Raw genomic sequence first — 24,546 nt, 5'->3', positions numbered from 1 at the left:
ACAATAGATAATCTTCTACCGTATTTCCAATGTTATTTAGAACTTTGAATCTGGATCATAGTAATCATCTACATTATCTTTCGTAACTTCCGTAGCTTCAATAATAACCATATCTTTTTCTGGCTCTTCACCCTTCGCTAATTGTGCGGCGATATTCACAGCCTCTTTGACCTGTCCAGGCGGATATAAAAATGTGGCAGAAATCAATTCTCCCGCTTTGATGCTCTCAAATACATCTTTCGCACCACCAGCCCCTGTTACAAACTGGATGTCATCTCTACCTGCCTCCTTAATCGCTTGAATAACGCCCAACGCCATGCCATCGTCTTGCGTGAACACAGCATCAATATCTGGCTCTGCCTGTAGGATATTCTGCATAACCTCTAATGATTTTTCAGTTGAGAAATCGCCACTTTGGGACGCAATAATTTCCATTCCAGGTTCACTTTCGACCGCATCTCTGAATCCAGCACTTCTTTGCTCGGTAACAGAATTAGGCGGACCTGTAATCTCTACAATCTTCCCTTGGCCATTTAATTGTTCCACAAAATATTTCCCAGCGTTTATGCCTATCCCTTCATTATCCCCTTTTACGACTACTGTGGCTGCGTCATTTTCTAGCTCACGATCAACAATTACAAGTGGTATCCCAGCATCTTTCACCTTCTGCCCCGCCGGAGATAGTGCTGCAGATTCAATTGGTAGCATTACAATTACATCCACTTCCTGTGCAATTAAATCATCAATGTCATTTGCTTGTGAGTTTGGATCTGCTGCGTTCGTCATCACATAGTTAATTCCTTCACTTTCCTTGAATTCTTTTGCTTGTTCTTCTGCAGCTTCAATTAACGCACCCATCCACCCATGGGTTGCATCTGGTAGAGAAATCCCAATCGTTAAACTATCATCACCACTACCCTCTTCACTACAAGCTGCAAGTGCAAGGACTGCCACAAATAAAATCATTAACATTACTAATTTCTTCAACATATTCACCCCTTTATTTAATATAGATGCTCTCCTTTATGTAATCGATTACAATTACATCTAAGGTCAGCGCTCTGTCATTAATAGAACTTAATAACAGAGCGCTGGTCTTAGATGATTATTATCCTGAAGTTGATTCACGCGTAATTAGTTCATGATCCAGCGTGATGCTTTCCACTGTTTTCCCCTTTATTTTATCAATCAGCATCTCTGCAGCTATTGAGCCCATCTTGTACATAGGCTGTGATATAGTGGTTAAAGTAGGGTTTGTCATATTTGAAAAGTCAATATTATCAAATCCTACTACCGCGATGTCATCTGGAACGTTTAATCCACTTTGGTTAATTTCCTTTAAAGCACCAATTGCTAATAGGTCTGATACAGCAAAAACCGCAGTTGGCTTTTCTTCAAGCTTTAAAATCTTTTTCATTGCTTGCTTACCATAATCAAACCCTAATTGATGTGTGTACAAGCTATACGAATCTCTTGGATTTATTCCATGTTCCGCTAGCGCTCTTTTATACCCCGCCAGACGCTGTCTTGCATAAAGAAATTTCTCATCCGAATTTATGATGGCAATTCTCTCATGCCCTAGCTTCACAAGATGCTTTACAGCACGATATGCAGCTTCTTCGTTATTAATTGTCACGTATGGGATACCACTGTCTTCTGCATATTCACTACACTGAATAATGGAGTGTGTCTGCGCTAGTTTTATCAAGGTTTCAATATTAACTGCTGGATCCATTGATATTATTCCATCAGCCATTTTCTTCCGAACAAGATCATAATAAATATTCTCCCGTTCTGGATTAGAATCTGTTTCACAAAGTAGAATATTATAATGTTGACTTAATGCTGTTGTCTCAATCCCTTTAATTATTTCTGTATAAAACGGATTGGAAATACTTGGGATTAGGATTAATAGAATTCTGCTTTCTGAGGTCCTCAGATTTCTCCCTAATAAATTTGGTTCATAATTTAGTTTCTTTATTGCTTCTTCTACTTTAATTCTTGTTTTAGCAGTAACTGTTTCTTGTTGATTTAATACTCTAGATACCGTTGCAACAGATACGCCTGCCAGCATTGCAACCTGGTGTATATTCGCCATCTCTTGATCCTACTTTCCCTACACAATACATGTAATCGTTTACAAGGTAATGGTATTATAATTAGAATTGTCTGTCAATAGCAAAATAAATTTTATTGAAAACTATTGATTAAATCTATTTATTCTTATATGGTATTAATGTAATGGATTACATAACTGTTAATTCTGAAAACTCGAAAGGAGTGGTCATTTCATGAAATTAGGAGTTTTTACCGTTTTATTTGCTGAGAAAAGCTTTGATGACATGTTAAATTATGTTGCTTCAAGCGGACTTGAAGCAATCGAGCTCGGAACAGGGGGCTATCCGGGGGATGCCCATTGTAAAGTAGATGAACTTTTACTTGATGAAGATCAAATCAAACGATTTAAGGAGAAAATTGAAGAACATGGTCTTAGCATTAGTGCCTTAAGCTGTCATGCTAATCCACTTCATCCACAATCTAACATTGCAAAACCCGCAGATGAATTATTTCAAAAGACTGTCCAACTGGCAGCTAAATTAGGTGTTCCAGTTGTCAATACTTTTTCCGGATGTCCGGGTGACCACGAGAATGCACGATATCCTAATTGGCCAGTTTCTCCGTGGCCTCATGACTTTCAGGAAATATTAAAGTGGCAATGGGAACACAAGCTTATCCCATACTGGAAAGAAAAAAATGACTTCGCTGAAGCACACAATGTGAAAATTGGCCTTGAGCTTCATGGAGGATTTTCAGTCCATACTCCTGCCACTCTATTGCGCTTACGCAAGGAATGTGGCACTGCTATTGGAGCTAATCTAGACCCAAGCCATATGTGGTGGCAAGGAATCGATCCAATTGAAGCCATAAAGATATTGGGAAATGAAAATGCTATTCATCATTTCCATGCTAAGGATACCATCATTGACCAAACGAACATGAATCGAAATGGTCTAACCGATATGACGGATTATTCTAATATGCGAGAACGTGCATGGTATTTTCGCACAGTAGGTTTTGGTCATGATTCGAAAACATGGGCTGATATGATAAGTGCCTTACGACTTATGGATTATGACTATGTTGTTAGCATCGAGCATGAAGATGGATTAATGTCTATAGAAGAAGGCTTCAACAAAGCTGTCCAAACCCTAAAGCCTGTAATGGTTAAAGACTCTGTAAAAGAGATGTGGTGGGTGTAACACGTAGAACAATTCTAACAAAGAAACCACGGGAGAACTTGTGACTACCTTACAATTCTCCCATGGTTTTTATACTGCTTTATTATTCCTATTTCTTAAACTTCATCCAATCTTGCAACGCTTCTGCACGCATTGGTTTTCCAAAATAATAGCCTTGAACCTCATCACATTTTTCATTTATAAGAAATGTCAGCTGCTCTTTCTTCTCTACACCTTCCGCAATCACTTCCAGATTTAGGGTATGCGCCATTGTAATTATAGTGGCAATTACCATTTCACTAATTCGATCTATTGCAATATCATCGACAAACGATTTATCAATTTTAAGTTTATCAATTGGGAATCTCTTCAAATAGCTTAACGAAGAATAACCTGTTCCAAAATCATCTAAAGATATTAACACACCAAGCTCTTTTAGCTCATTAATTTTGTTAATGGAATATTCATAGTCAACCATTGCAATGCTCTCTGTAATCTCTAGCTCTAGATGGTGTGAATCAATACCCGTTTGCCTAATGATTTTTTCCACTGTTTCGGCCAAATTCCCTTGCTGAAACTGTCTTGCAGAAAGATTTACAGCAACTCTGAACGAGCCTAAACCAGCTGAATGCCACTCCTTTATTTGTGTACATGCCCTCTGCAGAACCCATTCTCCTATTGGAATAATTAAGCCTGTTTCTTCGGCAATCGGAATGAATTCAGAAGGAGAAATAAGGCCTAATTTCGGATGGTTCCACCGAATTAACGCTTCTACTCCTACTAGCTTATTGTTCTGAATATCGATTTGTGGTTGGTAATAAAGGAATAGTTCCTCTCGCTCTAATGCTTCATGCAAATCCTTCTCTAAAAGCTTTCTTCTTACAAACGAATCATTTAATTCTGGCGTATAGAATTGATACGTATTTCTTCCACTTTCTTTCGCTCTATATAATGCCACATCCGCATTCTTAAACAGGTCTTCAGCATTATCCGCAATATCTGGGTACACTCCTATCCCCATGCTAGCAGTCGTAACCATATCATAGCCATTAATGATAAAGGCTTCTGATAGAGAAACCATAATTTTTTCTGCTAAGCCTTTCGTCAACTCTTTGGAGGCACCTGAAAAAATGATGACAAATTCATCGCCACCTACACGATAAAGCGTTTGATTCGTATCCAAAATATTGGCTACCCGATGACCTACTTCCTTGATTAGTAAGTCCCCCACACCATGTCCAAATGTGTCATTGATAAATTTGAATCGGTCTAAATCTAAAAATAGAACGGCTACCTTCTGCTCTGTTAATTGTGCTTCTCCGAGCCTTTCTGCTAGATTACGATTAAACATTCTTCTATTTGGTAGTCCCGTAAGTTCATCATGATACGCTTGGAACTCAATGGTTTGTTTATAATTCTGTAAGTATGTAGACATTTTATTAATGTCATTCGTTAAACTTCCAATTTCATCGTTTCGTTTATGTGTAAGTGATACGCCGAAGTTACCCGAAGATATTTGTTTCACTTTATTCGCTATTTCGATAACTGGTCTGACAATTCTTCCTGAAATATAATAGATAAATGCAAAGACAATCATGACTAAAATAGCAGATGCTATGATACTCTTGAGTAAATATTCCTGCAGAGGTTCACTAATCATCCTGTAGTCTAATACTAATTCCATGACATATGGGCGACTACTTAAGACAGGGTGAAAGTATTTAATTAATCGTTGACTATTCACCTCTGTTTGATAATGAATCATTCTATTTTCATTCATTGCTTGATCGATGAATGATACATCCTTATTTGTAAGGTACTGGTTATTACCAAATAGTAGTGCGTTATTTCCGAAAGCACGGAAGTCTGTCGTATCTTCCACAACCGAATACGGATTACGATAAGGATTGAATACAGCTATTTCTAGTAATTCAGATCTGTCTGATAGGATATGACCAATTATTTCCTCGGTCTTTTGTTGATTTTCATACTGTTTCAAGATAGTCGTTTTGGTATGCAGGTTAATCATATAGTTTGTCGTTCCGTCAAAATAAAAACCATATTCATCACTATATTCTGGATCACGTTGAGATATACTAGCAGGTGCTGACCAAAAATTTTCCAGCCCTTGACCTTCCCGAATTGTCACGTCTTGATTCGTGAATAACTGGTCCAGTGCTGTATACCAATATCCCCATTCTTTTGTTCCCACACCAATCATATTGGGGTTTGATGATTTCTTTGCTACAATATCCGTTCCTTCCCTTTTATATAGCGTAATATCGGTAATCTCTAAGCTTTCACTTAGTTCTTTAAGCTCCTCATTTGTTACGTTATCTATATTCGGATCCAATTTATTTCGAATAACCTGTGCACTTAACTGAAGAGAGTGTCCCAACATCTCTTCTAACCTCTTAGACTCTAACTCCAAATCCTTAATCGCTTGTGTTAGTCCCCCTGTTATGGTTTCCGCTTGCTGCTTACTACCATTTATCAAATTATCTTTTGTTGTATAGTAGCCGATTGCTGTATTTATCATAAGAATTATTATCATGACAAACGTAAGTACGAATGATAGTTTTGTCCGTATCGACAATGGTGGTTCCCCCATCTTTTGACTTATCTAAGTATAAAAAAATTGCCTATGTATGTTCCATACGTAGTGGTTTATTATTACTATTTCCCTTAAATTATAAAAAAAACACCTATTGGTTATAGCATTGTAATAGGTGTTTTCAGCGCGTTTACATCAGACCAACCGATACCGGTTTTTGGGTCTTCCTTTTTTTCCATACTGTATCATCACTTCAACCTCACCCTTACTCTCTAAATAGTTGAGGTATCGGTGTACAGTTTGATAGGCAATTGGCAAAGCTTCTTTAAGTTGATCGATCGTAATGGCATCTTCCTGATTTAACAAATGGTTTTTAATAGACATGAGCGTATCCTGTTTGATCCCTTTATCCACAAAAGCACTGTGATGATCCTCCGTTAGCTTACTTACCTTTAAGTTTAATCGGATTCTTGATATTAAATCGGGAGCCTTAATTGGCTTCAGAGCAAAATCCGTTGCGCCAGCTTCCATAAAAGAATCAGCAATTTCTTGTCGTTCATCAACAGTTAAAATAATAATCGGTACATGTTGATTTAATTTTCGTATTGCCTTTGTAGTCGTAATACCATCTCCATTCGGAATATGGTAATCGAGTAACAGTAGATCCGGTTTCATTTTATTAAAGATGGTTATCGCTTCTTTACCTGATGCAGCCTCTATCACATTCCATTCGGCAAAATGACATATTTCCTTAAGCGTAAAGCGAATACTTTCATTATCATCAACGACTAAGATGGTTGTACCCATTTGTTATCTCACCCTCTTCATAAACTGGGAGTGTAATTTTCATTTGTGTATGACTACCAGGTACACTACTTACATGTATCGTACCATTATGGTTCTCCACCACTGTTTTTACAAATGATAATCCGATACCAGATGAATTTTTTGTACTAAATCCTTCTCTCCAAATCGATTCTATATGAGACATCTCAATACCAGGTCCATTATCTACGATTTGAAAAACGATTGAATTATCTTTTCTCTTCACTTTGATTTGAATGATTCCTTCACTTCCAGCTAATGAAGCAATAGCATTCTCCAAAATATTTGATATTGCCCGGGAAAACCTTATTTTATTAATATAAATTAAAGGCATACCTTCTTCCAATTCAAGCTGAATTTCAATGTTCTGCTTGGCCAAGATTAAATGACTTGTTACATACTCCAAGAGTTCCTTTACAGCAATCGGTTGCTTTATATCCTCATAAAGTATCTCCGATATCATATCATTCATCTTTTGAATTGCTGCTTCCATCCTACTTATGTAAATACTGATCGAAGATAGTTTGTTATTCTTATACCGCATATCAAGTAATGAGGATAGTCCTTCTAAGGTTGATAACGGTGTTTTCAAGTCATGAACCAATGAATTTATCTCTTCATACACCTTTGATTCGACCAATGCAATCCTTGCTTCTTTCAATTCCTTTTCATTTTCTTGAATTTTTTCCATTGCGGTAATCTGCTTATGGAGAAGATGGACTAGAAAGACCAATATTACCGAAATAATTAAAAAAACGATAAAGAAAATGGCAGCGAGTGTATTTAGAAGTGAATGATTTGTTAGATAGAGATCAGCAATTTTTATGCTTGTCGCAATATCACTAGTTCCTATTCCAAGCTTTGATAACAGGGGAATCAATTGCATCCAGCTCATGGCCATTAAAATAGAAAATAAAATAACTGCGTAAATTACATAGAAGTTTTTTTGTTTCGGTATGTAATGATGGATAAACAAAATAATAGAAAGTGTGATGAGATGGCCGATATAGGAAAAGCCTTCATGATGGAGGATATTATAAACAACGATTGTTACCATAACGATTCCTGCATATATAAATAGCCGATAAAACATATCAGTTCTACCTAATAGTCCATTTACTAGAACCATCGCTCCAAAAAAGATAAAGAAATTTGAAATGCTATATTTAGCAGTAAAGATAAGAGAAGTAATAACCAATTTCCCACTATCTTGTAACTGAATGCTTGCTTCAATATTTTCGACGATATAATCTGACCATCCGTCAAAAATACTCGGAATCAGTATTCCGATTAACAGTAATATGCACCCCGTTAATCCGAGTATTGAAATAGGATTATCGTTCGTATTCATAGTCCACACCCTTTATTCGATTACATATTCTATTAGCGATATGCCGAGTTAAAGGGGACCTCTATCCCACTAATATCGTCAACTAACGTCGTAGGTACTTTGTTTTCTTTCAACATAAATCGCAAGTAATCCATTCGCTCCGAGCTTTTCATACCAATATAATAGGTTGTATAGGGTATCAATTCTTCTACTAATTGCCAAGACCTATTATCATTCCGAAGCATACCAGAAATATCAACAAGGATAACCGATAACGAAGATTTCTCCGCCTCCATTACTAACGCCTTCACACGATTTAACTCCTCTTTAAAATTTCGGACAGTTTGTGAAAGACCATGCTTGCTAAATCCTACTACAATAACAACACTCTCATATTCATATAAATCTGTTGCTAATGCTCTTGGACGATAATCCGCTTGAAGATTTAATTTTTCTGCAATGGATTGTAGAATGGAGCTTTCGACTGCTTGTCCTGCAGAGGTTATTAAAATTTCTTCCTTTGCAATAGGTGCAGGTAGGTTAGGATATGTATTAAATTTGCTATTGGCTGAGGATCCTGCTGAGAATGGCAGTAGCATTAAAGCCACCGTTAAGCAGGTCAGCGCTGGTAGAAACCGTTTCATGGCAAGCCTCCCTTCATTAAAAAAAGGATAAAGCTTTAACTTTATCCTCTATCATACTATGAAATTATCAAAAATGTCACTATTGTTTTAATTTTGGGTCTAAAGCATCACGCAGCCCGTCACCAAATAAATTAAAACCGAGAACAAATAAAAAGATGGCTAATCCAGGAAACCCTACTACCCAAGGGGCATTTTGGATGGCTGCTCGCCCATCACTTAGCATTGCTCCCCATTCCGGGGCAGGTGGCTGAGCTCCTAGTCCTAAGAAGCTAAGGCCAGCAGCATCTAATATCGCCGTTCCAATTCCTAATGTTGCTTGAACGATAATTGGCGCCATACTGTTTGGTAGCACATGGCCCATTAATACTCTTCCATGTTTTCCACCAATAGCACGAGCCGCTTCTATAAATTCAGTTTCCTTCACAGACAATACAGCAGAACGAACAATCCGGGCAAATTGCGGTACGCCAACTATTCCAACCGCAATCATTGCATTCCGCAGGCTTGGTCCAAGGACAGCAACAAGGGCAATCGCTAGTAATATACTAGGAAATGCCATCATAATATCGATGATACGCATAATAATTTGGTCAACCCACCGACCAAAGTAGCCCGCTACAGCACCTAATAGGACCCCAACGATCAAGGAAATACCTACTGCAATTAGTCCTATCTGAATCGAAATACGTGTTCCAAATACAATACGACTAAATATATCCCGACCAAGCTCGTCTGTCCCAAGAAAATGCTCTCCTGATGGAGCTTGGTATCGATTCGGTATATCCGTCGCAGTTGGATCATGCGTAGCAATTAATGGTGCTAATATAGCGGTTATAACCAAGATAACAATTAAGCTTATTCCGATGATAGAAGTCTTACTTTTAAAGAGTCGTAATATCGCATCAACCCACAGGCTTCTTGACTTCGTTACCTTTTGTTTTTCCGCTTGGTTCGTTGTACTTGGAATTGGTTGAAGTGACAATTGATGCACATCCTTTCGTTTGGTCTATAGCAATATCGAATATTGCCTTCAGCTGATCCGCTGACATCTTGCTTTTACTGTATGGAAAAAGCAAAATTTCTACCAGCTACATAGGGTCTTTAGTCTATTCAAACTTAATCCTTGGATCCATATATTTATACAAGATATCCGTTATTAGATTTACGAGTACAAAGATAGCCGCAATCACTAAAATGGTGCTTTGCACTACCGGATAATCACGTCCAAGTACGGCTAAATAGACATATCGACCAACCCCAGGCCAGGAAAAGATGGATTCGGTTAGCACAGCACCACCAAGTAATAGACCAAACTGCAAACCAATTACGGTTAATACTGGAAGGGAAGCATTTTTCAGAGCGTGTTGAAAGATAATAATTGTTTTTTTCAAGCCCTTCGCATTTGCAGTACGTATGTAATCCTGGCGCATGACCTCTAACATACTAGATCTGGTCATCCGGGCAATAATTGCCATTGGGATTGTCGCTAAAGCAATTCCTGGCATTAATAAGTGTATAAACGCATCCTGAAATGCAGCCCAGTTCCAGGTAAGAATACTATCTAGCAAATAAAAATTTGTGATGGTATGTAACTCTACCCCAGTTGTCAATCTCCCACTTGGAGGTAGAATATTAAAGGTAACAGAGAATAACCAAATCAACATGAGGCCTAACCAGAATATCGGCATTGAAACACCAAATAGTGCTCCTGTCATGCTGAGATTATCAAACCAGGAATATTGCTTTACTGCCGCAATTACTCCTGCCAACACCCCAATAACAATTGCTAGTATCATAGCGAAAATGGCCAATTCCATCGTTGCTGGTAGCTTGTGAATTAGCTCCGTTCCAACGCTTTCCTTTGACTGGATTGACTGCCCTAAATCCCCCTGTACAATATCCCCTAAAAACCTACCAAATTGGATTGCATATGGATCATTTAGCCCTAATTCTTCCCGTAGCGCTTCCAATTGATCTTCTGTAGCTTTTTCTCCAAGCATGCTCCGAGCTGGATCTCCAGGTACTAAGTGAATAAGGGAAAAGGCAAGGATGGAGACGCCAATCAGTACGGGGATTAGCATGAGTAGTCTTCGAATAATGTATTTTAACATTGCTCTATTCCTCCGTTTAATAAGGAATAAGGTGCTGTCTCTCACGGTTGCGCGAGAAACAGCACGATAAAATTCCTTTAGCAATTAGTCTTCATTCTACTCTTGAATATCTAATAGATTGAAAGGTTCGCTTCCTGTTGGATGTGGTACATAATCCATAACACTACTACTTGCTGCCAGTGCTGGTGTTGTGTGCGCGATAGGTAACCACGGAGCGTCCTCGTGAATAATTTCCTGTGCTTCTAAATACAACCCTGTACGAACATCTTGGTCCATTTCAACCTGAGCGGTCTTCAGTAAATCATGTAGCTCATCATTCTTATAAAATGCGATATTACCAGCAGAGCCTACTGTGGCATTATCTTTATCTAATAATACATACATAAAGTTATCTGGATCACCATTGTCACCAGTCCAACCAAGAAATGCCATATCGTGCTCTCCGTTTTCTGTTGTAGCTAAATGTGTATCCCAGTCACTTTCAATAATTTCTACATTAATATTAACCGCTCCAAGCATTTCTTGAATTGCCTGTGCCGTTACTTTTGGCTGTGGCATATATGGTCTTGGATTAGAGAACGTGTGTAATGTAATGTCAAAACCATCTGCATATCCTGCCTCAGCAAGTAATGCTTTTGCTTGCTCTACATCATATCCATAATCTTCAATTTCATCATTATACCCCCATAAAGATGGCGGAATAGGATTTTTTGCCGCTTTTCCAATACCTTCATATAACTCGATTAATTGGTCCTTATTTACTGCTAAGTTAATTGCCTGACGGACACGCTTATCCGCTAACGGACCTTCTTTATCGGTATTCATTGCCATATACGCAACGTTCATAGATGGTCTGCGAATCACTTGAAGTGCTTCATCACCTTCAGCAGTCGAAATATCCTGTGGATTTAGACCTGTCATTAAATCAATTGTTCCTGCTTGCAATTCCATAAAGCGAGCTCCGTTATCCGGAATCACTCGGAATACTACTTCATCAACCTTTGCAACTTCACCAAAGTAATCTTCATTCTTAGAAAGGGTGATACTATCATCTGGAACCCACTCTTCAAATACAAATGGACCAGTTCCAACCGGGTTTTTGAAATAGTCTTCTCCGGATTCTTCTACTGCATCAGGACTTGCAATACCAAATGGTGGCATTGCTAGCGTTTGTAGGAATGGAGCATTTGGCTCAGATAGGGTTATTTTAACCTCATAATCACCTGTAGCCTCTACACTCTCAATAATTCCACCCATGTCTTCTTCAGAAGCACCAAACATGTAGCCGTAATATACAAATTCAGCTGATGTTGTCCAACGCTCAAAATTAAACGCAACATCCTCTGCTGTAAACTCTGTGCCATCATGGAAGGTTACCCCTTCACGAAGCTGAAATGTCCAAACAAGCCCATCATCACTTACTTCCCACTCTGTTGCTAAAGCAGGTTTTACTTCGGTATTTTCTTCCTCGTAACGTACCAAAGTATCATAGATTTGGTTTGTTACATAAATGGATTCACCATCGGTTACCTTGGATGGATCAAGCTGGATAGAGTCAGCACCGCGACCAAACACTAGTGTTTTCTTTCCACCATCATCACCGTCTGAGTCGCCTCCTGCATCATTACCACATGCGCTAAGCACCATGGCAATAACAGCTAGTAGCATAAACAAATAACGTTTCTTCAACTTATTTCCCCCTCATTTGATTGCTAAATTTATTAAAACTCAGGATAACTTGTAGACTCCTGAAGTTTTTACGAAAGTTGCTTTTCTACGATGACTTCCTTTGCAAAATGGCACGCAGCCATTTGTCCATTTTCGGATACTGGTTTAAGCTCTGGTTCTTGAAGTCGGCATATCTCTTCTGCAAATGGACATCTCGTATGAAATTTACATCCTACCGGTGGATTTGCCGGAGATGGTAAGTCACCATTCAAAATGATTCTTTCCTTCTCATGGTGTGGATTGGTTTCTGGTACTGCAGATAATAATGCCTGCGTATATGGATGTTTCGGGTTACTGTAGAGTTCATTCGCCTCACCAAGCTCGACTATTTTCCCTAGATACATCACAGCAACTCGATCACTAATATGGTGTACAACACTTAAATCATGCGCAATAAACACATAGGTCAAATTAAATTCCGCTTGAAGGTCTTCCATTAGATTAATTACCTGTGCTTGAATAGATACATCTAATGCTGATACAGGCTCATCACATATGACTAATTCTGGCTCTAAAGCAAGCGCCCTCGCAATTCCAATCCGTTGTCTCTGTCCACCACTAAACTCATGAGGATAACGACGTTTATGATAAGAACTCAGTCCAACCACATCAAGAAGATAGTCGACTTTTTGCTTACGAATATTCTTAGGCGTACCAAATATTTTCATAGGCTCCATCAGTGTTTGCTCTATTGTTTTTCTAGGATTTAAGGATGCATATGGATCCTGAAAAATAATTTGCATTTCCTTACGAAGCTTACGTAACTGTTCGCCTGAATACGATGTAATATTGTTTCCTTTAAACCAAATTTCTCCGTCAGTTGGTTCCAATAATTTCAAAGCCAGTCTCCCAGCAGTCGATTTTCCACAGCCACTTTCGCCAACAAGTCCTAATGTTTCACCAGGATGTACTGCTAACGAGATTCCATCTACCGCCTTCAGTACCGGCTTCTCTCGAGTTAGAATTTTTTCGCTTTTTAATGGAAAATGTTTTTTTACATTCTTCAGCTCTAATAATGCACTCATGTCGTTACCGCCTTTTTCGTTTCTTCATATAACAAACAGCGAACCAAATGGTTATCGTCTACCTTTTGAAGGCTAGGATCAATAGAAAGGCAGCTCTCCATTGCATGCTTACATCTTGGTGCAAAACTACATCCTGTTGGTAAAGCACTTAGATCTGGTGGTAGACCCGTTATTGGCTTCAGCTTTTCTTTATTTGGTGAAATTTTCGGTATGGAATTCATGAGCCCAAGTGTATACGGGTGCTTACCGTTATCAAATAACTTCTTCGTCTCGGTAAACTCAGCAGGCTTTCCAGCATACATGACCATTACACGATCACATACCTCGGATACAACCCCTAAATCATGAGTGATCATAATAATTGCCATATCTAGTTCCTTCTGCATTTTCTTAAATAGTTCTAGAATTTGTGCCTGTATCGTCACGTCCAATGCTGTCGTTGGCTCATCCGCTATTAATAGGGAAGGATTACATGAAAGCGCCATGGCAATCATGACCCTCTGCCTCATTCCTCCGCTAAATTCATGAGGATAATTTTTCAGGCGTTTATGCGGGTCAGGAATACCAACAAGGTTTAATAATTCCGTCGCCCTTTCCCTAGCTTGCTTTTTCGTTACTTTTTCGTGCGTTACAATGGTCTCTATCATCTGCTTTTCTACCGAAAAGACTGGATTCAAGGATGTCATTGGATCCTGAAACACCATTGAAATCTCTTTTCCTCGAATTTGTCGCATTTGCTTCTCGGTTTTCCCTATTAAATTCTCACCCTTAAAGAGAATTTCTCCATCTACAATTTTTCCTGGCGGAGAAGGAACTAGCCCTAGAATAGACATGGCTGTGATACTTTTTCCTGATCCAGATTCCCCTACAATACCTAAGGTTTCTCCTGGTTTCACATCAAAATTGACGCCATCAACAGCTCGAACAATTCCTGACTTTGTAAAAAAATGTGTATGTAAGTTTTTAACCTCTAACAGAGGTTTTACGGACTCCATTAAGTATCCTCCTTTGATGGCTTGATTTAATTAACTGATAAATTAGAATTATATACATTATACATACGATTTAAATAATTTATGTTTTTTCTCTTTTTTCTCAAAAATAATATAAAAAAACTCGCTACCTCTCCATAGGATAAGTAGCGAGAAAAAAAGCCCTCGTAAAGTCAGCGTTCCAACTTTCCGAGAGCTTTTTACGTTATGATTTCCTTACTTTAACTCAGCAAGAATTTCTTCAATTTTTGCAAGCTCAGATTGTAAACCGCCACCACTTAAATACCATAGCGGTCCATCTAAGTAGATTACACGATCGTTTTCATAAGCAGTAGTTTGTTTGATAATATCATTTTCCATATCTTTATCAATATTTGATTCGCCACCAATAGCCGCAGTGCGGTCAATGACAAATAATACTTCTGGATTAAATTCTAGGATTGCTTCGAATCCAAAGTTTGAACCATGTGTTGAAGCTTCAATATCTTCTGTTACCGGTTGGAATCCGTATACGTCATAGACGTAACCAAATCGAGAGTTTGTAGAAAATCCAGAAAGGCTACCCTCATTGTACATGGTTACAAGGCTGCTTTCATAATTGCCTGCTAGGCTCTTAATCTCTTCTAAAGATGTATCAAACTTAGCGAGGAATTCTTCTGCTTCAGCTTCTTTTCCAAACATCTTCGCTGCGATATCAACAGACTCTAAGAATGTATTCCAGTAGTCATCTTGTTGTGTACCAACAAATACAACATTTGGCGTTATCTCTTTTAGTTGGTCATAGAATGCTGATTGGCGACCAGAAATAAAGATAACATCTGGCTCTAATGCTGCAATATCTTCTAGCAATGGCTCTTTTAGAGTACCAATACTTGTGTATTCATCACCTGAATATTTTTCAAGGTGTTCTGGTAAAGTAGAATCCTTTGCAACCCCAACAATTCCTTCTACACCAAGTGCATCTAATGTATCTAAGAAACCATAGTCAAACACGACAATATTTTCAGGCATGGAATCAAACGTTACATCCTCGAACGTATAAGATTCACTTCCATCTCTGCTTTCACTTGAACCAACAGTAGGCGATACTGTCAATGGATATACAGAACTAGCTTCATCTGTCTCCGCTTCATTTCCTTGCTCATTGCTTGTTTGTTTACTTGCAGCTGCTGTCTCATCTTCTTTTTCAGAATCATTTCCACCACATGCTGCCAGAACGAACAGAAGTGTAATAAATACGATACTAAGTAATTTCCAGTTTTTCATTATGCTTCTTCCCCTTATATGTAATTTATTAATAATGATAATCATTATCACTGATAACAATTCTCATTATAAGTGGCGGATTATCATTCGTCAACAGAAAAATGAAATATTAGAAAAATAAGCCAAAATACCCTGATTATGAAATAGCCGATGATGACATACGTATTCCCCAGGGTTAGGGGCAGGAAATAAAGAAACGCCTTAATCAAATCGCTACTTTACCAAGCTCTTTGTTTAAGACGTCTTCCTCTTACTTTATAAAATTGTTAGGCATGAGAATTAAAATACACACAAATTCGGCACCCATCTTGTACTTGAACTGGAATATCCATATCGTAAATATCACGGAGTGAAGCAGAGTTAATAATATCACTCGTAGGTCCATTTTTCACTAATTTTCCATCCTTCAAAGCAACAATACGATCTGAATAAACAGAAGCAAAATTAATATCGTGCAATACAATCACAACGGTTTTACTAAGCTCATCGACAAGCTTACGTAAAATCTTCATGATTTGTACAGAATGTTTCATATCTAAATTATTTAATGGTTCATCCAGTAATATATAATCTGTATCCTGTGCAATGACCATCGCAATGAATGCACGCTGTTTTTGCCCGCCAGATAATTCATCGATAAATTGATGTTGCATATCACGTAGGTTCATATAATCAATGGCTTGATCCACATGCTTTTCATCGATATCTGTCAAACGCCCTTTGGAATAAGGATAACGTCCGAATGAGATTAGTTCTCGAACCGTTAAACGCACATTCATAAAATTTGATTGCTTTAAAATCGATACACGCTTTGCAAACTCATCTGATTTCCACTTCATCACATTGTTTTGATCAAGCAATACTTCACCTGTATCTGCTTCTAATAGACGACTAACCATTGACAGTAAAGTTGATTTACCGGCACCATTTGGACCAATAAATGACGTAATGGTTCCAGGCTCAATTGTAAGGGAAACCTTTTCCACCACATTTTTCTTCCCATATCGCTTCGTCAATTCTTTAATTTTTATCATCTTGCAGCCCTACTTTCTTTTAGTAATAAGTAAATGAAGTATATACCACCGATGAAGTTGATAATAACACTTAATGTTGTGCGCAATTCAAGTATATGCTCGACCAGGAATTGCCCACCAACTAATGCAATAATACTAATTAAGCTTGCACCCAAAATCAAAATAGAGTGCTTGTAGGTAACTAAAAACTGATAAGACAAGTTTGCTACAATTAATCCAAAAAATGTAATAGGACCAACTAATGCCGTAGATGTGGCAATTAGTACCGACGATAAAATTAAAATATTCATTACCATACGGTCATAGTTAATTCCAAGGTTCATCGCATTTTCACGACCAAGTGACATAACATCTAGCTTCCTCATGATGCGGAAGCCATACAGAAACGCAACAATTAATATTGCAATAGAAATATATAACAGCTCTGCTTTAACCTTTGTAAAACTTGCGAACAGCATTGTCTGTAAACTTAAATATTCTACCGGATCGATTAATACTTGTAAGAACGTGACAAAGCTCCCTAGAAGCGTTCCTATTATCATACCGATTAATAGTAGTAGATAAATAGGATGCTTATCGGAACGGAAAAGGAAGCGGTATAGAATAAGCGCAAATAAAACCATTGCAATAATTGCTGCTGCAAAATTTAAATATTTATTAACCACCCATACCGACATCGATCCGGCAAAGAAATAAATCAACGTTTGGACAACTCCATACATGGAATCCATCCCCATAACAGATGGTGTCAATATACGATTTTGCGTGATCGTCTGGAATACAACGGTAGCATACGATATCGCGATCCCAGTCACAATCATCGCTGCAATTTTGATAACACGTCTTGGGAAGGCATAATCAAAGCCACCTTTTATATCATAAAACGCATACAGCAGTATACAAATAATGGCCAATACAAGTAGAAAAACTAACTTCGAACTATTTTTTCGCATATGCTCTCCCCCTAAATAGCATTATTAAGAAGATCGCACTTCCGATTACGGCAACGGTTACGTTTACAGGGATCTCATATGGATGAATAATGACGCGTCCAATAATGTCGCATATCAATAAAAAGACAACCCCAAGTGCCATCGTATGGGGAATGGTTTTTCGTAGATTGTCACCCATATAAAGCGATACGATATTGGGAACAATTAGTCCCAAAAACGGAATTACCCCGACAGTTAATACGACAGATGTCGAAATAATGGCAACGAGCACTAGCCCGATATTTAACACAACCTTATAGCTTAGCCCTAAGTTCTTCGCAAAATCTTCGCCCATTCCAGCAACGGTAAACTTGTTCGCATATAAATAAGCTAAGATGACAGCCGGAATGCTTACATATAGTAATTCATAGCGACCAGCGATAATTAGTGTAAAGCTACCCATTAGCCAAGATGAGATATTTTGAAGGATGTCTGCTTCGTACCCAAAAAATGTCGTAATTGATGACAAAATGTTCCCATACATGATTCCGATTAATGGAACGAAAATGACATCTTTAAATTTAATACGATCTAAAATTTGCATAAAAACAAATGTTCCAGCTAATGCAAAAGCGAAGCTGAAAATGACTTGCTGTGTATACGTGACATTCGTAAGGAAGAGCATCGAAATCATAATTCCTAACTTAGCCGCATCTAATGTCCCTGCCGTTGTTGGGGAGACAAATTTATTCCGACTCAAGCTTTGCATAATTAAGCCGGCAATACTCATTCCAGCACCTGCTAATATAATCGCCAATAAACGTGGTACCCTACTGACTAAAAAGATTTGTAGCTTATCAGATTCCAAATCTAGCAAATCACTTAAACGAATATCGATAGCACCAATAAATAACGAGATAATGGACAAGACTATACCTAAACTAATTAACATCCACAATTTCATATGTAATCCTCATAACTTGTTTATTCTTAGAATGTTAATTGAAAATGATTATCATTCTAAGTACAGCTTAATTATATAAAGAGAAAGTTATAAAATCAAGCACGTAACGAAACCGTTATTGTTACTACTAAACATGGAATCTACTATTCTACAAAAAATGCCCAGTAAAAAAACAACTCCAAATTCACCATTCTGGAGTTGTTTTCCTACTTTTTACAGTTACCTTGCGATTTAAATTTTCATCAAATTTTTTTATGCGAATAGATACCATTTAATCGTTTTTTCGCTGTATTCATATCTTTTGTAATTGGTTTATGTCCAATTGCTTTTGCAAGTCCATATTGTGGCATATTACGATAGAATGTCTCGTATTTTCCTTTTTCAATAACATAGGTTTCATGGTAAATTCCCACCGCTTCATTATTTCCTATCTTGGTGTTAAATTCCTTCCACGCCGCCAAGTGCTTTTGACCTCTTGCATAGGCTAACAAGTCCTCCGAGGATTTCCAATACGATATAAGCACCGTAGTTCGTAACCCAATAAAACTCTCAGACGACAAGAATCCTAGCGCATCTTTATTTTCATGTAGTTCTCTAATCATTGGGGGCATTGCTTTTAAGACTGGAAACCATTTTCGTATTGCAAGTCGCTTATTAATTCGCATTCCAATTAGAAACACTACGATATCCTGATCATTTTCCGTTACATACTGATCTGAAAATACTTTCAACTTAATCCTCCTCTTGTATTAATGTATGAATCGTATGCTGGCACCAATCGATTTCTGCCGAAGTAATTCTTTTTCCATAATCGAGTGTAAAAAACCAGAATTTCGCATCCGGTTCCATACTGTCATGAGACTTTATGGATTCCTCAATTCCGGAATAAATAGCATAACGTTCTTCTAATATCTCCTTATAACTTTCTAGTTGATTAATCGTCTGCGTATTGGTTTGGTTTCGGCTAAAAAACAACTTGAGTAATACTTCATTCTTTGAAACCGGAATATCATCTAGAGGAGATTCCAACCACCTGCGTAAAGCTTCCCCTCCTTTAGATGTAAGGTAATACTCCTTCTTATCTGGCTTTCCCTCTTGTGCTTTATCTTCTACTGTAGCCAATCCTTCTTCTACGAGCACTTTCAACGTTGGATAAATTTGCCCATAGCTTATTTTCCAAAAATGATTCAGGCTATTGTCTATCATTTGTTTTATGTTGTATCCAGTGTGAAAGCCAGTTGCAAGTAACCCTAATATGGCGTACTTTGTATGATTATTTCGTTTCACTACACCTATCTCCTTGATATATATCATTTAGATATATTATACCCAATTATTCAATTAATTGGAAATGATATTTAGAAAATTCTTCTAAAAATACATACGAATCTAAAGCCCTTCTATTCTTATAAAAATTAACGTTCTTTTATCAATTTTTTATTTACAATTACTTGATTTGATTGTAGTATTACTTAGGGACACGAAATATTAAAAGGCGGCGAAACTACGATGGCTCTATTCTTCAAAGAATGGTCTGCACAAATGAAGACTTATAACCAAAATATTAAACTAGCAATTTGGGCGAATATTTTCTCACAAATTGGCTTAGGAATGTTTATGGTTATCTATAATATATATATCCAGGAGTTAGGACTGAGCCATGAGGTAAATGGACAGGTTATTGCTTTAACTTCTTTAGCTACCGCTATTATTCTTGTACCTGCAGGAATATTAAGTGATAAATTAGGGCGTAAGCGTATTATGGCATTTGGCGTAATCGCTACAGGGGCAATACTGCTACTACGCAGTATTGTGGAACTACAGTTTCTACTGTTATTAACTGGATTTGGTGCAGGTATCTTTACAGCATTTCTTCAGGTTTCTTCAATTCCATGGTTAGCGGAAAACTCGGTTCCTAAGCAGCGCGTCCATCTATTTAGTTTGCATTCTGCAATTATGACAGCTGCCAATGTAGTTGGAAGCTTGTTAGGTGGTACACTAACAGACTTCTTTACACTCTTCACCTCAGAATTAACCAGTATTCGTTATACCTTAGTAATTGGTAGTATCTTTTATCTACTAGCCTTCTTCCCAATCATGAAGATGGTTGAAAAGAAGAAAGCGACGAATAGTCAAAAAGAAAAAGTACCATTTCGAGAATTTTTTAAAACAAACAAAGTTGGCTTTAAAATTATCGGATTATTTGCTGTAGCACAGCTTCTTATTGGATTTGGTAGTGGACTTGTTATCCCATATCTGAACCTATATTTTGCAGACCGATTTGCAGCATCGAACTCTGTTATCGGGCTCATTATATCCTTAGGCCAAGCAGCTACTGCAGTTGCGATGTTTATCGGACCTGTAGTCGTTAAAAAAGTTGGCGAGGTGCGAGCGGTTGTTTACTTACAGCTTGCATCACTTCCCTTCTTATTGTTAACGGCATATACCGAAAATTTATTACTTGCAACCCTTGGTTTCTTATTCAGACAGGCTTTAATGAATGCTGGTAACCCAATTCAAGCATCCTTAATGATGTCTAAGGTTGGGGATTCGGTAAAAGGACTAGCTAACTCCATTAACCAAATGGTTTTTCAGCTTGGCTGGGCATTTATGGGACCTATTTCCACATCCATCGTGATGCTGAACGGGGCTTATTGGGGCTACGCTCACGTATTTACCATTACAGCGGGGTTATATTTAATCGGATCACTGTATTTCCTCATTGTATTCCGCTCCTTAAAGACAACAGAGGAATAAGCTACTTCCTTTATACAGCTATATCGTATAGCCATGAAAAACAGCAGGAATATGAATCCTGCTGTTTTCTATTGCTCTCAAAGCTTGAGTTCATGAAAGTCATTACGTTAAAGCTTAATCAAAACTTCCGCACCATTTTGTTCCTTTAATTCTACGATGGTAATTCCCCTGTAGGTTTGAATTTCTTTTATGGTGTTCTTTAGTAGTGGCTTTATAAGTTGTTTGTTTATTGGAGGATATATACTTGATGTGGGATTTCCTTCTATTTTCACAATCTTATTCCATACAAAATTGGAACAGACGATGGAAGTAGCAATATGAAGTGCGAAGTATGGTAAGGGTATTGTGATGCGAAACGATTTATTGGATTTTATTGTTATCTTGACCATACCTGTCACCTATTCGATAAAAATGGCAACTTTATCACCATTTCCAGATACAATATCTACTATTTGTCCTTCAAGCTCCTGATCAATTGCTTCTAATATAAGATCAATGTCCAAATCCTTCACATACTTCTCTGCTTCTGGAATATTGGACGCAATACCATGCCCTGTCTTTAAGACAACTTGAAAAAGTCTAATTGGCAAATTAACATTTACATTATCATTCTCACTCGAGTTAATGCGAACTTTCAATGTCTTATCTAGATAGTTAGGGGATTTCTTAGGTTTTCCATTCTCCTCTTTTTCCTTTAGAAGTGAAATTAACTCAGCAGCTTTATCTGCATCAATTTTCCCTTCTTCCATCATACTTAGTATTTTTGCAATCTCATCCTTCATTTTCCTTCCTCCCTTAATCTTTAAGCATTTTTATCGCTTCATCAGGAGTTATTTCTCCCCGCTCTAACATACCAACAATCTTTCGTTCATCTACTATAGACTTTTGTGCTACTTCATGACCTAGTGCGCTGATGACATCCTGCAGCTTTCCTCTTACTGTTGGATAGGATATTCCAAGTTCCTTTTCTACCTCTTTGATATTCCCTCTACAAACAATGAAGGTTTCAATAAATTGAAGCTGCTCCTTTGATAATAAGGCAAGCTTCGAGAACTCAAAATCATTTTCAATTGTTGTGTGGCAATGATTGCAATGTAATCTTTTTACAGTAAGTGTATTGCTGCAAACTGGGCAGCTCGTAAGTAAATCGTGTGTCATAGTGAATTCCTTTCCTTAATTTGGTTTTATTATATACATTATTTTACTGTTTGTAAACTTAATTTTTAAATAATTTAATATTTTTTGTCATTAAAATTAATTATATTAATGTAAATATAAATATATTGAAACGAAACAATAATCCAGGCTAAACAACTCCTTCTTTATACCTAATCTTCACACTGGCTTTACAGTTAGTTAACATTCGATTGGTATAATTTTACTATCAAAATCATTGCATGGGGGTTAGACTTTGAGCAGCAAGGCATTGAAAAAAGTTCATAACAAAAGGGATTTTAGTCTTAGAAGTCGTTTATTAGCCATCTTTATCGTATTACTAACAATAGCAATTATAGCAGTAGGAATTAGCTCCTATACGATTACACGTAATTTAACAAAAGAGTCTATTGAAAACAGATTGGTGCGTGAAGCAGAGTTAATGGGTTACATAGCAGATAATCTAAAATTCTTATATGTCAGTGATGATACATACTTCATGCAGCAGCTAGAATTGAGCATACGTGACCAACAAGACAAGCTTAAAAGTGATGGCATTGAGTCGGATTACTTTTACATAGCAAAGGATAACGTTGTCCCGTTCGGTGTCAGTCAAGACAAGCTCCCAGAAATTCCAAGCTCCTTCATTAGTAAGATAATAGAAACAGAAAATGGGATATTGCATCGATCCATTAATGGAGAGGATTATACATTTAGCTTTCAAGTGATGGAGGAGATTAATGGAACCTATGTCTTAGTTGTTCCTACCGCATCCTATATGAGCACCATTAATCAAATGGCATATGGAATGCTTGGTATTATTGCCATTAGTATTGTCATCGCTACCATCGTTGTTATCATCTTTGTTCGAAGTATTGTGAAACCACTAACCCTTCTTAGAGAAAAAATGAAAAAAGTCAGAAATGGTGATTTGCGCGAGGATTCCGTTACCGTACACACAAACATTCCTGAGATATCCTCTTTGAATAAAAGCTATCATGCGATGATGGATCAAATGCGGACAATGCTACAACAAATCAAGACCATCACTGTCAATTTAGAGCATACGGGTAATGAACTCCAGCATTCATCAGCTGGAACACTTGCATCTAGCCAGGATCTTATCGAAGCAATTCATGCTGTTAAAGCTGGAGCAGAGCAAACCGCAAGTAGCTCCGAGGGTAGCTCTGAATCATTTAGAGAAATGAAGGAAAAAATCGAACAAATGATAAAAAGTATGGAAATCATCTTCACCAGCGCTAAAACCATGAACGACTCCGCTCATCACGGTGAACAAAACATGATCGAATTAATCAATACTGTCAACACGTTTAAAATCGATTTTGAACATCTGACCAAAACCATTAAACAGGTGCAAGCTTATTCCAGTTCTATTAACAAGCTTGTCGGAATGATACAAGGAATTGCGGAACAAACAAAGCTACTTTCGCTTAATGCATCCATTGAAGCAGCACGTGCTGGTGAAGCTGGTAAAGGCTTTGCTGTAGTCGCTGATGAAGTAGGCAAGCTAGCTCAGCAATCTTCTAGTGCGGCAGAACAAATTACCGCATCCATTTCAACAATGGAAACGATCACGCATACAGCGACAGATGAATTTGAAGAAATGCTTACGAAAACCAATACAACTCTCGCACAATCCAATGAATCAAAGGTATCCATTGATTCATTAATGCAACAAATCCTAGAGGTAAGCACTGAGCTTCAAGGTGTACAAGGAGAGCTTAAGGATTTAGAACGTGCTCTTCCTTCTTTAGAAAAAGAAACATTAGGATTTTTATCCGTTTCACAAGAAACCTTAGCAAGCGCAGAGGAAATGCTAGCTAGTAGCGAGGGACAAGTAAAACAAATGGAGCATACACATGAGATAGGGGCAAAGCTAACAGCTATTTCCACATCACTATCTGAGAGCACGAAGCGATTTGAAATCGATTAAGAAGTAATAAAACCCATTTCCATACGAAAAGGACTG

Annotated in this window: 23 protein-coding genes; 3 read left to right on the top strand and 20 right to left on the bottom strand. The window is 37.6% G+C overall.

The features are described 5' to 3' along the window. Positions 1–36 precede the first annotated feature (36 nt). Positions 37–990, bottom strand: a complete 954-nt coding sequence (locus ABC228_RS07555) for a substrate-binding domain-containing protein (RefSeq protein WP_345824499.1) — start codon at positions 988–990, stop codon at positions 37–39. A gap of 118 nt (positions 991–1,108) precedes the next feature. Further along, positions 1,109–2,098: a LacI family DNA-binding transcriptional regulator gene (locus ABC228_RS07550; protein ID WP_345824498.1), complete on the bottom strand. Its 990-nt coding sequence runs from the start codon at positions 2,096–2,098 to the stop codon at positions 1,109–1,111. Positions 2,099–2,291: 193 nt separating this feature from the next. On the opposite strand from ABC228_RS07550, the gene ABC228_RS07545 reads away from it, so the two are divergent. Beyond that, complete coding sequence (locus ABC228_RS07545; protein ID WP_345824497.1) at positions 2,292–3,260, top strand: sugar phosphate isomerase/epimerase family protein; 969 nt, start codon at positions 2,292–2,294, stop codon at positions 3,258–3,260. Positions 3,261–3,348: 88 nt separating this feature from the next. Here ABC228_RS07545 and ABC228_RS07540 read toward each other — a convergent pair whose 3' ends face one another. From ABC228_RS07540 to ABC228_RS07470, 15 genes are all read right to left on the bottom strand, one after another. Next, positions 3,349–5,835 (bottom strand): bifunctional diguanylate cyclase/phosphodiesterase, encoded by a 2,487-nt coding sequence (locus ABC228_RS07540; RefSeq protein WP_345824496.1) that lies wholly within the window; start codon positions 5,833–5,835, stop codon positions 3,349–3,351. 153 nt (positions 5,836–5,988) lie between these two features. After that, positions 5,989–6,600 (bottom strand): response regulator, encoded by a 612-nt coding sequence (locus ABC228_RS07535; RefSeq protein WP_345824495.1) that lies wholly within the window; start codon positions 6,598–6,600, stop codon positions 5,989–5,991. Next, positions 6,575–7,969 carry a sensor histidine kinase gene (locus tag ABC228_RS07530; protein WP_345824494.1) on the bottom strand — a complete coding sequence of 465 codons (1,395 nt, stop codon included), beginning with the start codon at positions 7,967–7,969 and terminating at the stop codon, positions 6,575–6,577. Before ABC228_RS07530 ends, ABC228_RS07535 begins: the two co-directional genes overlap by 26 nt. A 32-nt stretch (positions 7,970–8,001) precedes the next feature. Next, positions 8,002–8,592, bottom strand: coding sequence for a DUF6305 family protein (locus ABC228_RS07525; RefSeq protein ID WP_345824493.1), 591 nt, complete (start codon positions 8,590–8,592; stop codon positions 8,002–8,004). Positions 8,593–8,671: 79 nt separating this feature from the next. After that, positions 8,672–9,583, bottom strand: coding sequence for a nickel transporter permease (gene nikC, locus ABC228_RS07520; protein WP_427902214.1), 912 nt, complete (start codon positions 9,581–9,583; stop codon positions 8,672–8,674). A gap of 115 nt (positions 9,584–9,698) precedes the next feature. Next, the gene (locus ABC228_RS07515; RefSeq protein ID WP_345824491.1) at positions 9,699–10,703 is read right to left on the bottom strand and encodes an ABC transporter permease; all 1,005 of its coding nucleotides are present in this window, start codon (positions 10,701–10,703) and stop codon (positions 9,699–9,701) included. 96 nt (positions 10,704–10,799) lie between these two features. Beyond that, on the bottom strand, positions 10,800–12,392 hold the full coding sequence (locus ABC228_RS07510; RefSeq protein WP_345824490.1) for an ABC transporter substrate-binding protein: 1,593 nt from the start codon (positions 12,390–12,392) through the stop codon (positions 10,800–10,802). A 68-nt stretch (positions 12,393–12,460) separates the two neighbouring features. Further along, complete coding sequence (locus ABC228_RS07505; RefSeq protein WP_345824489.1) at positions 12,461–13,456, bottom strand: ABC transporter ATP-binding protein; 996 nt, start codon at positions 13,454–13,456, stop codon at positions 12,461–12,463. Then, on the bottom strand, positions 13,453–14,451 hold the full coding sequence (locus tag ABC228_RS07500; protein WP_345824488.1) for an ABC transporter ATP-binding protein: 999 nt from the start codon (positions 14,449–14,451) through the stop codon (positions 13,453–13,455). The genes ABC228_RS07505 and ABC228_RS07500 overlap by 4 nt, the downstream gene beginning before the upstream one ends. Positions 14,452–14,664: 213 nt before the next feature. Then, positions 14,665–15,714, bottom strand: coding sequence for a siderophore ABC transporter substrate-binding protein (locus ABC228_RS07495; RefSeq protein WP_345824487.1), 1,050 nt, complete (start codon positions 15,712–15,714; stop codon positions 14,665–14,667). Positions 15,715–15,980: 266 nt separating this feature from the next. After that, positions 15,981–16,748, bottom strand: coding sequence for an iron ABC transporter ATP-binding protein (locus tag ABC228_RS07490; RefSeq protein ID WP_345824486.1), 768 nt, complete (start codon positions 16,746–16,748; stop codon positions 15,981–15,983). Further along, the gene (locus ABC228_RS07485; RefSeq protein ID WP_345824485.1) at positions 16,745–17,701 is read right to left on the bottom strand and encodes an iron chelate uptake ABC transporter family permease subunit; all 957 of its coding nucleotides are present in this window, start codon (positions 17,699–17,701) and stop codon (positions 16,745–16,747) included. The genes ABC228_RS07490 and ABC228_RS07485 overlap by 4 nt, the downstream gene beginning before the upstream one ends. Beyond that, positions 17,688–18,644, bottom strand: a complete 957-nt coding sequence (locus tag ABC228_RS07480) for an ABC transporter permease (RefSeq protein WP_345824484.1) — start codon at positions 18,642–18,644, stop codon at positions 17,688–17,690. Before ABC228_RS07480 ends, ABC228_RS07485 begins: the two co-directional genes overlap by 14 nt. Before the next feature lie 242 nt (positions 18,645–18,886). Continuing rightward, the gene (locus ABC228_RS07475) at positions 18,887–19,381 is read right to left on the bottom strand and encodes a DUF4188 domain-containing protein (protein ID WP_345824845.1); all 495 of its coding nucleotides are present in this window, start codon (positions 19,379–19,381) and stop codon (positions 18,887–18,889) included. Then, complete coding sequence (locus ABC228_RS07470; RefSeq protein ID WP_345824483.1) at positions 19,377–19,931, bottom strand: PadR family transcriptional regulator; 555 nt, start codon at positions 19,929–19,931, stop codon at positions 19,377–19,379. The genes ABC228_RS07475 and ABC228_RS07470 overlap by 5 nt, the downstream gene beginning before the upstream one ends. 222 nt (positions 19,932–20,153) lie before the next feature. On the opposite strand from ABC228_RS07470, the gene ABC228_RS07465 reads away from it, so the two are divergent. Continuing rightward, entirely contained in the window at positions 20,154–21,401 is a 1,248-nt protein-coding gene (locus tag ABC228_RS07465) for an MFS transporter (protein ID WP_345824482.1), read from the top strand. A gap of 107 nt (positions 21,402–21,508) precedes the next feature. Here the strand turns inward: ABC228_RS07465 and ABC228_RS07460 are convergent, their stop codons facing one another. The 3 genes from ABC228_RS07460 to ABC228_RS07450 are packed head-to-tail and all read right to left on the bottom strand — an operon-like array spanning position 21,509 to position 22,559. Further along, the gene (locus tag ABC228_RS07460) at positions 21,509–21,790 is read right to left on the bottom strand and encodes a hypothetical protein (protein WP_345824481.1); all 282 of its coding nucleotides are present in this window, start codon (positions 21,788–21,790) and stop codon (positions 21,509–21,511) included. Between the two features lie 9 nt (positions 21,791–21,799). Then, positions 21,800–22,183, bottom strand: coding sequence for a hypothetical protein (locus tag ABC228_RS07455; protein WP_345824480.1), 384 nt, complete (start codon positions 22,181–22,183; stop codon positions 21,800–21,802). A 13-nt stretch (positions 22,184–22,196) separates the two neighbouring features. Next, positions 22,197–22,559, bottom strand: a complete 363-nt coding sequence (locus ABC228_RS07450) for a DUF2089 domain-containing protein (RefSeq protein WP_345824479.1) — start codon at positions 22,557–22,559, stop codon at positions 22,197–22,199. Positions 22,560–22,812: 253 nt separating this feature from the next. Here ABC228_RS07450 and ABC228_RS07445 point away from each other — a divergent pair, with 253 nt between their 5' ends. Then, entirely contained in the window at positions 22,813–24,510 is a 1,698-nt protein-coding gene (locus ABC228_RS07445; RefSeq protein ID WP_345824478.1) for a methyl-accepting chemotaxis protein, read from the top strand. Positions 24,511–24,546: the final 36 nt, after the last annotated feature.

This window comes from Ornithinibacillus xuwenensis, from assembly GCF_039614845.1.
GTDB classification, from domain to species: Bacteria; Bacillota; Bacilli; order Bacillales; family Amphibacillaceae; genus Ornithinibacillus; species Ornithinibacillus xuwenensis.
The sequence above is the reverse complement of the archived record's forward strand: the minus strand, read 5'-3'. Positions and strand labels throughout refer to the sequence as shown.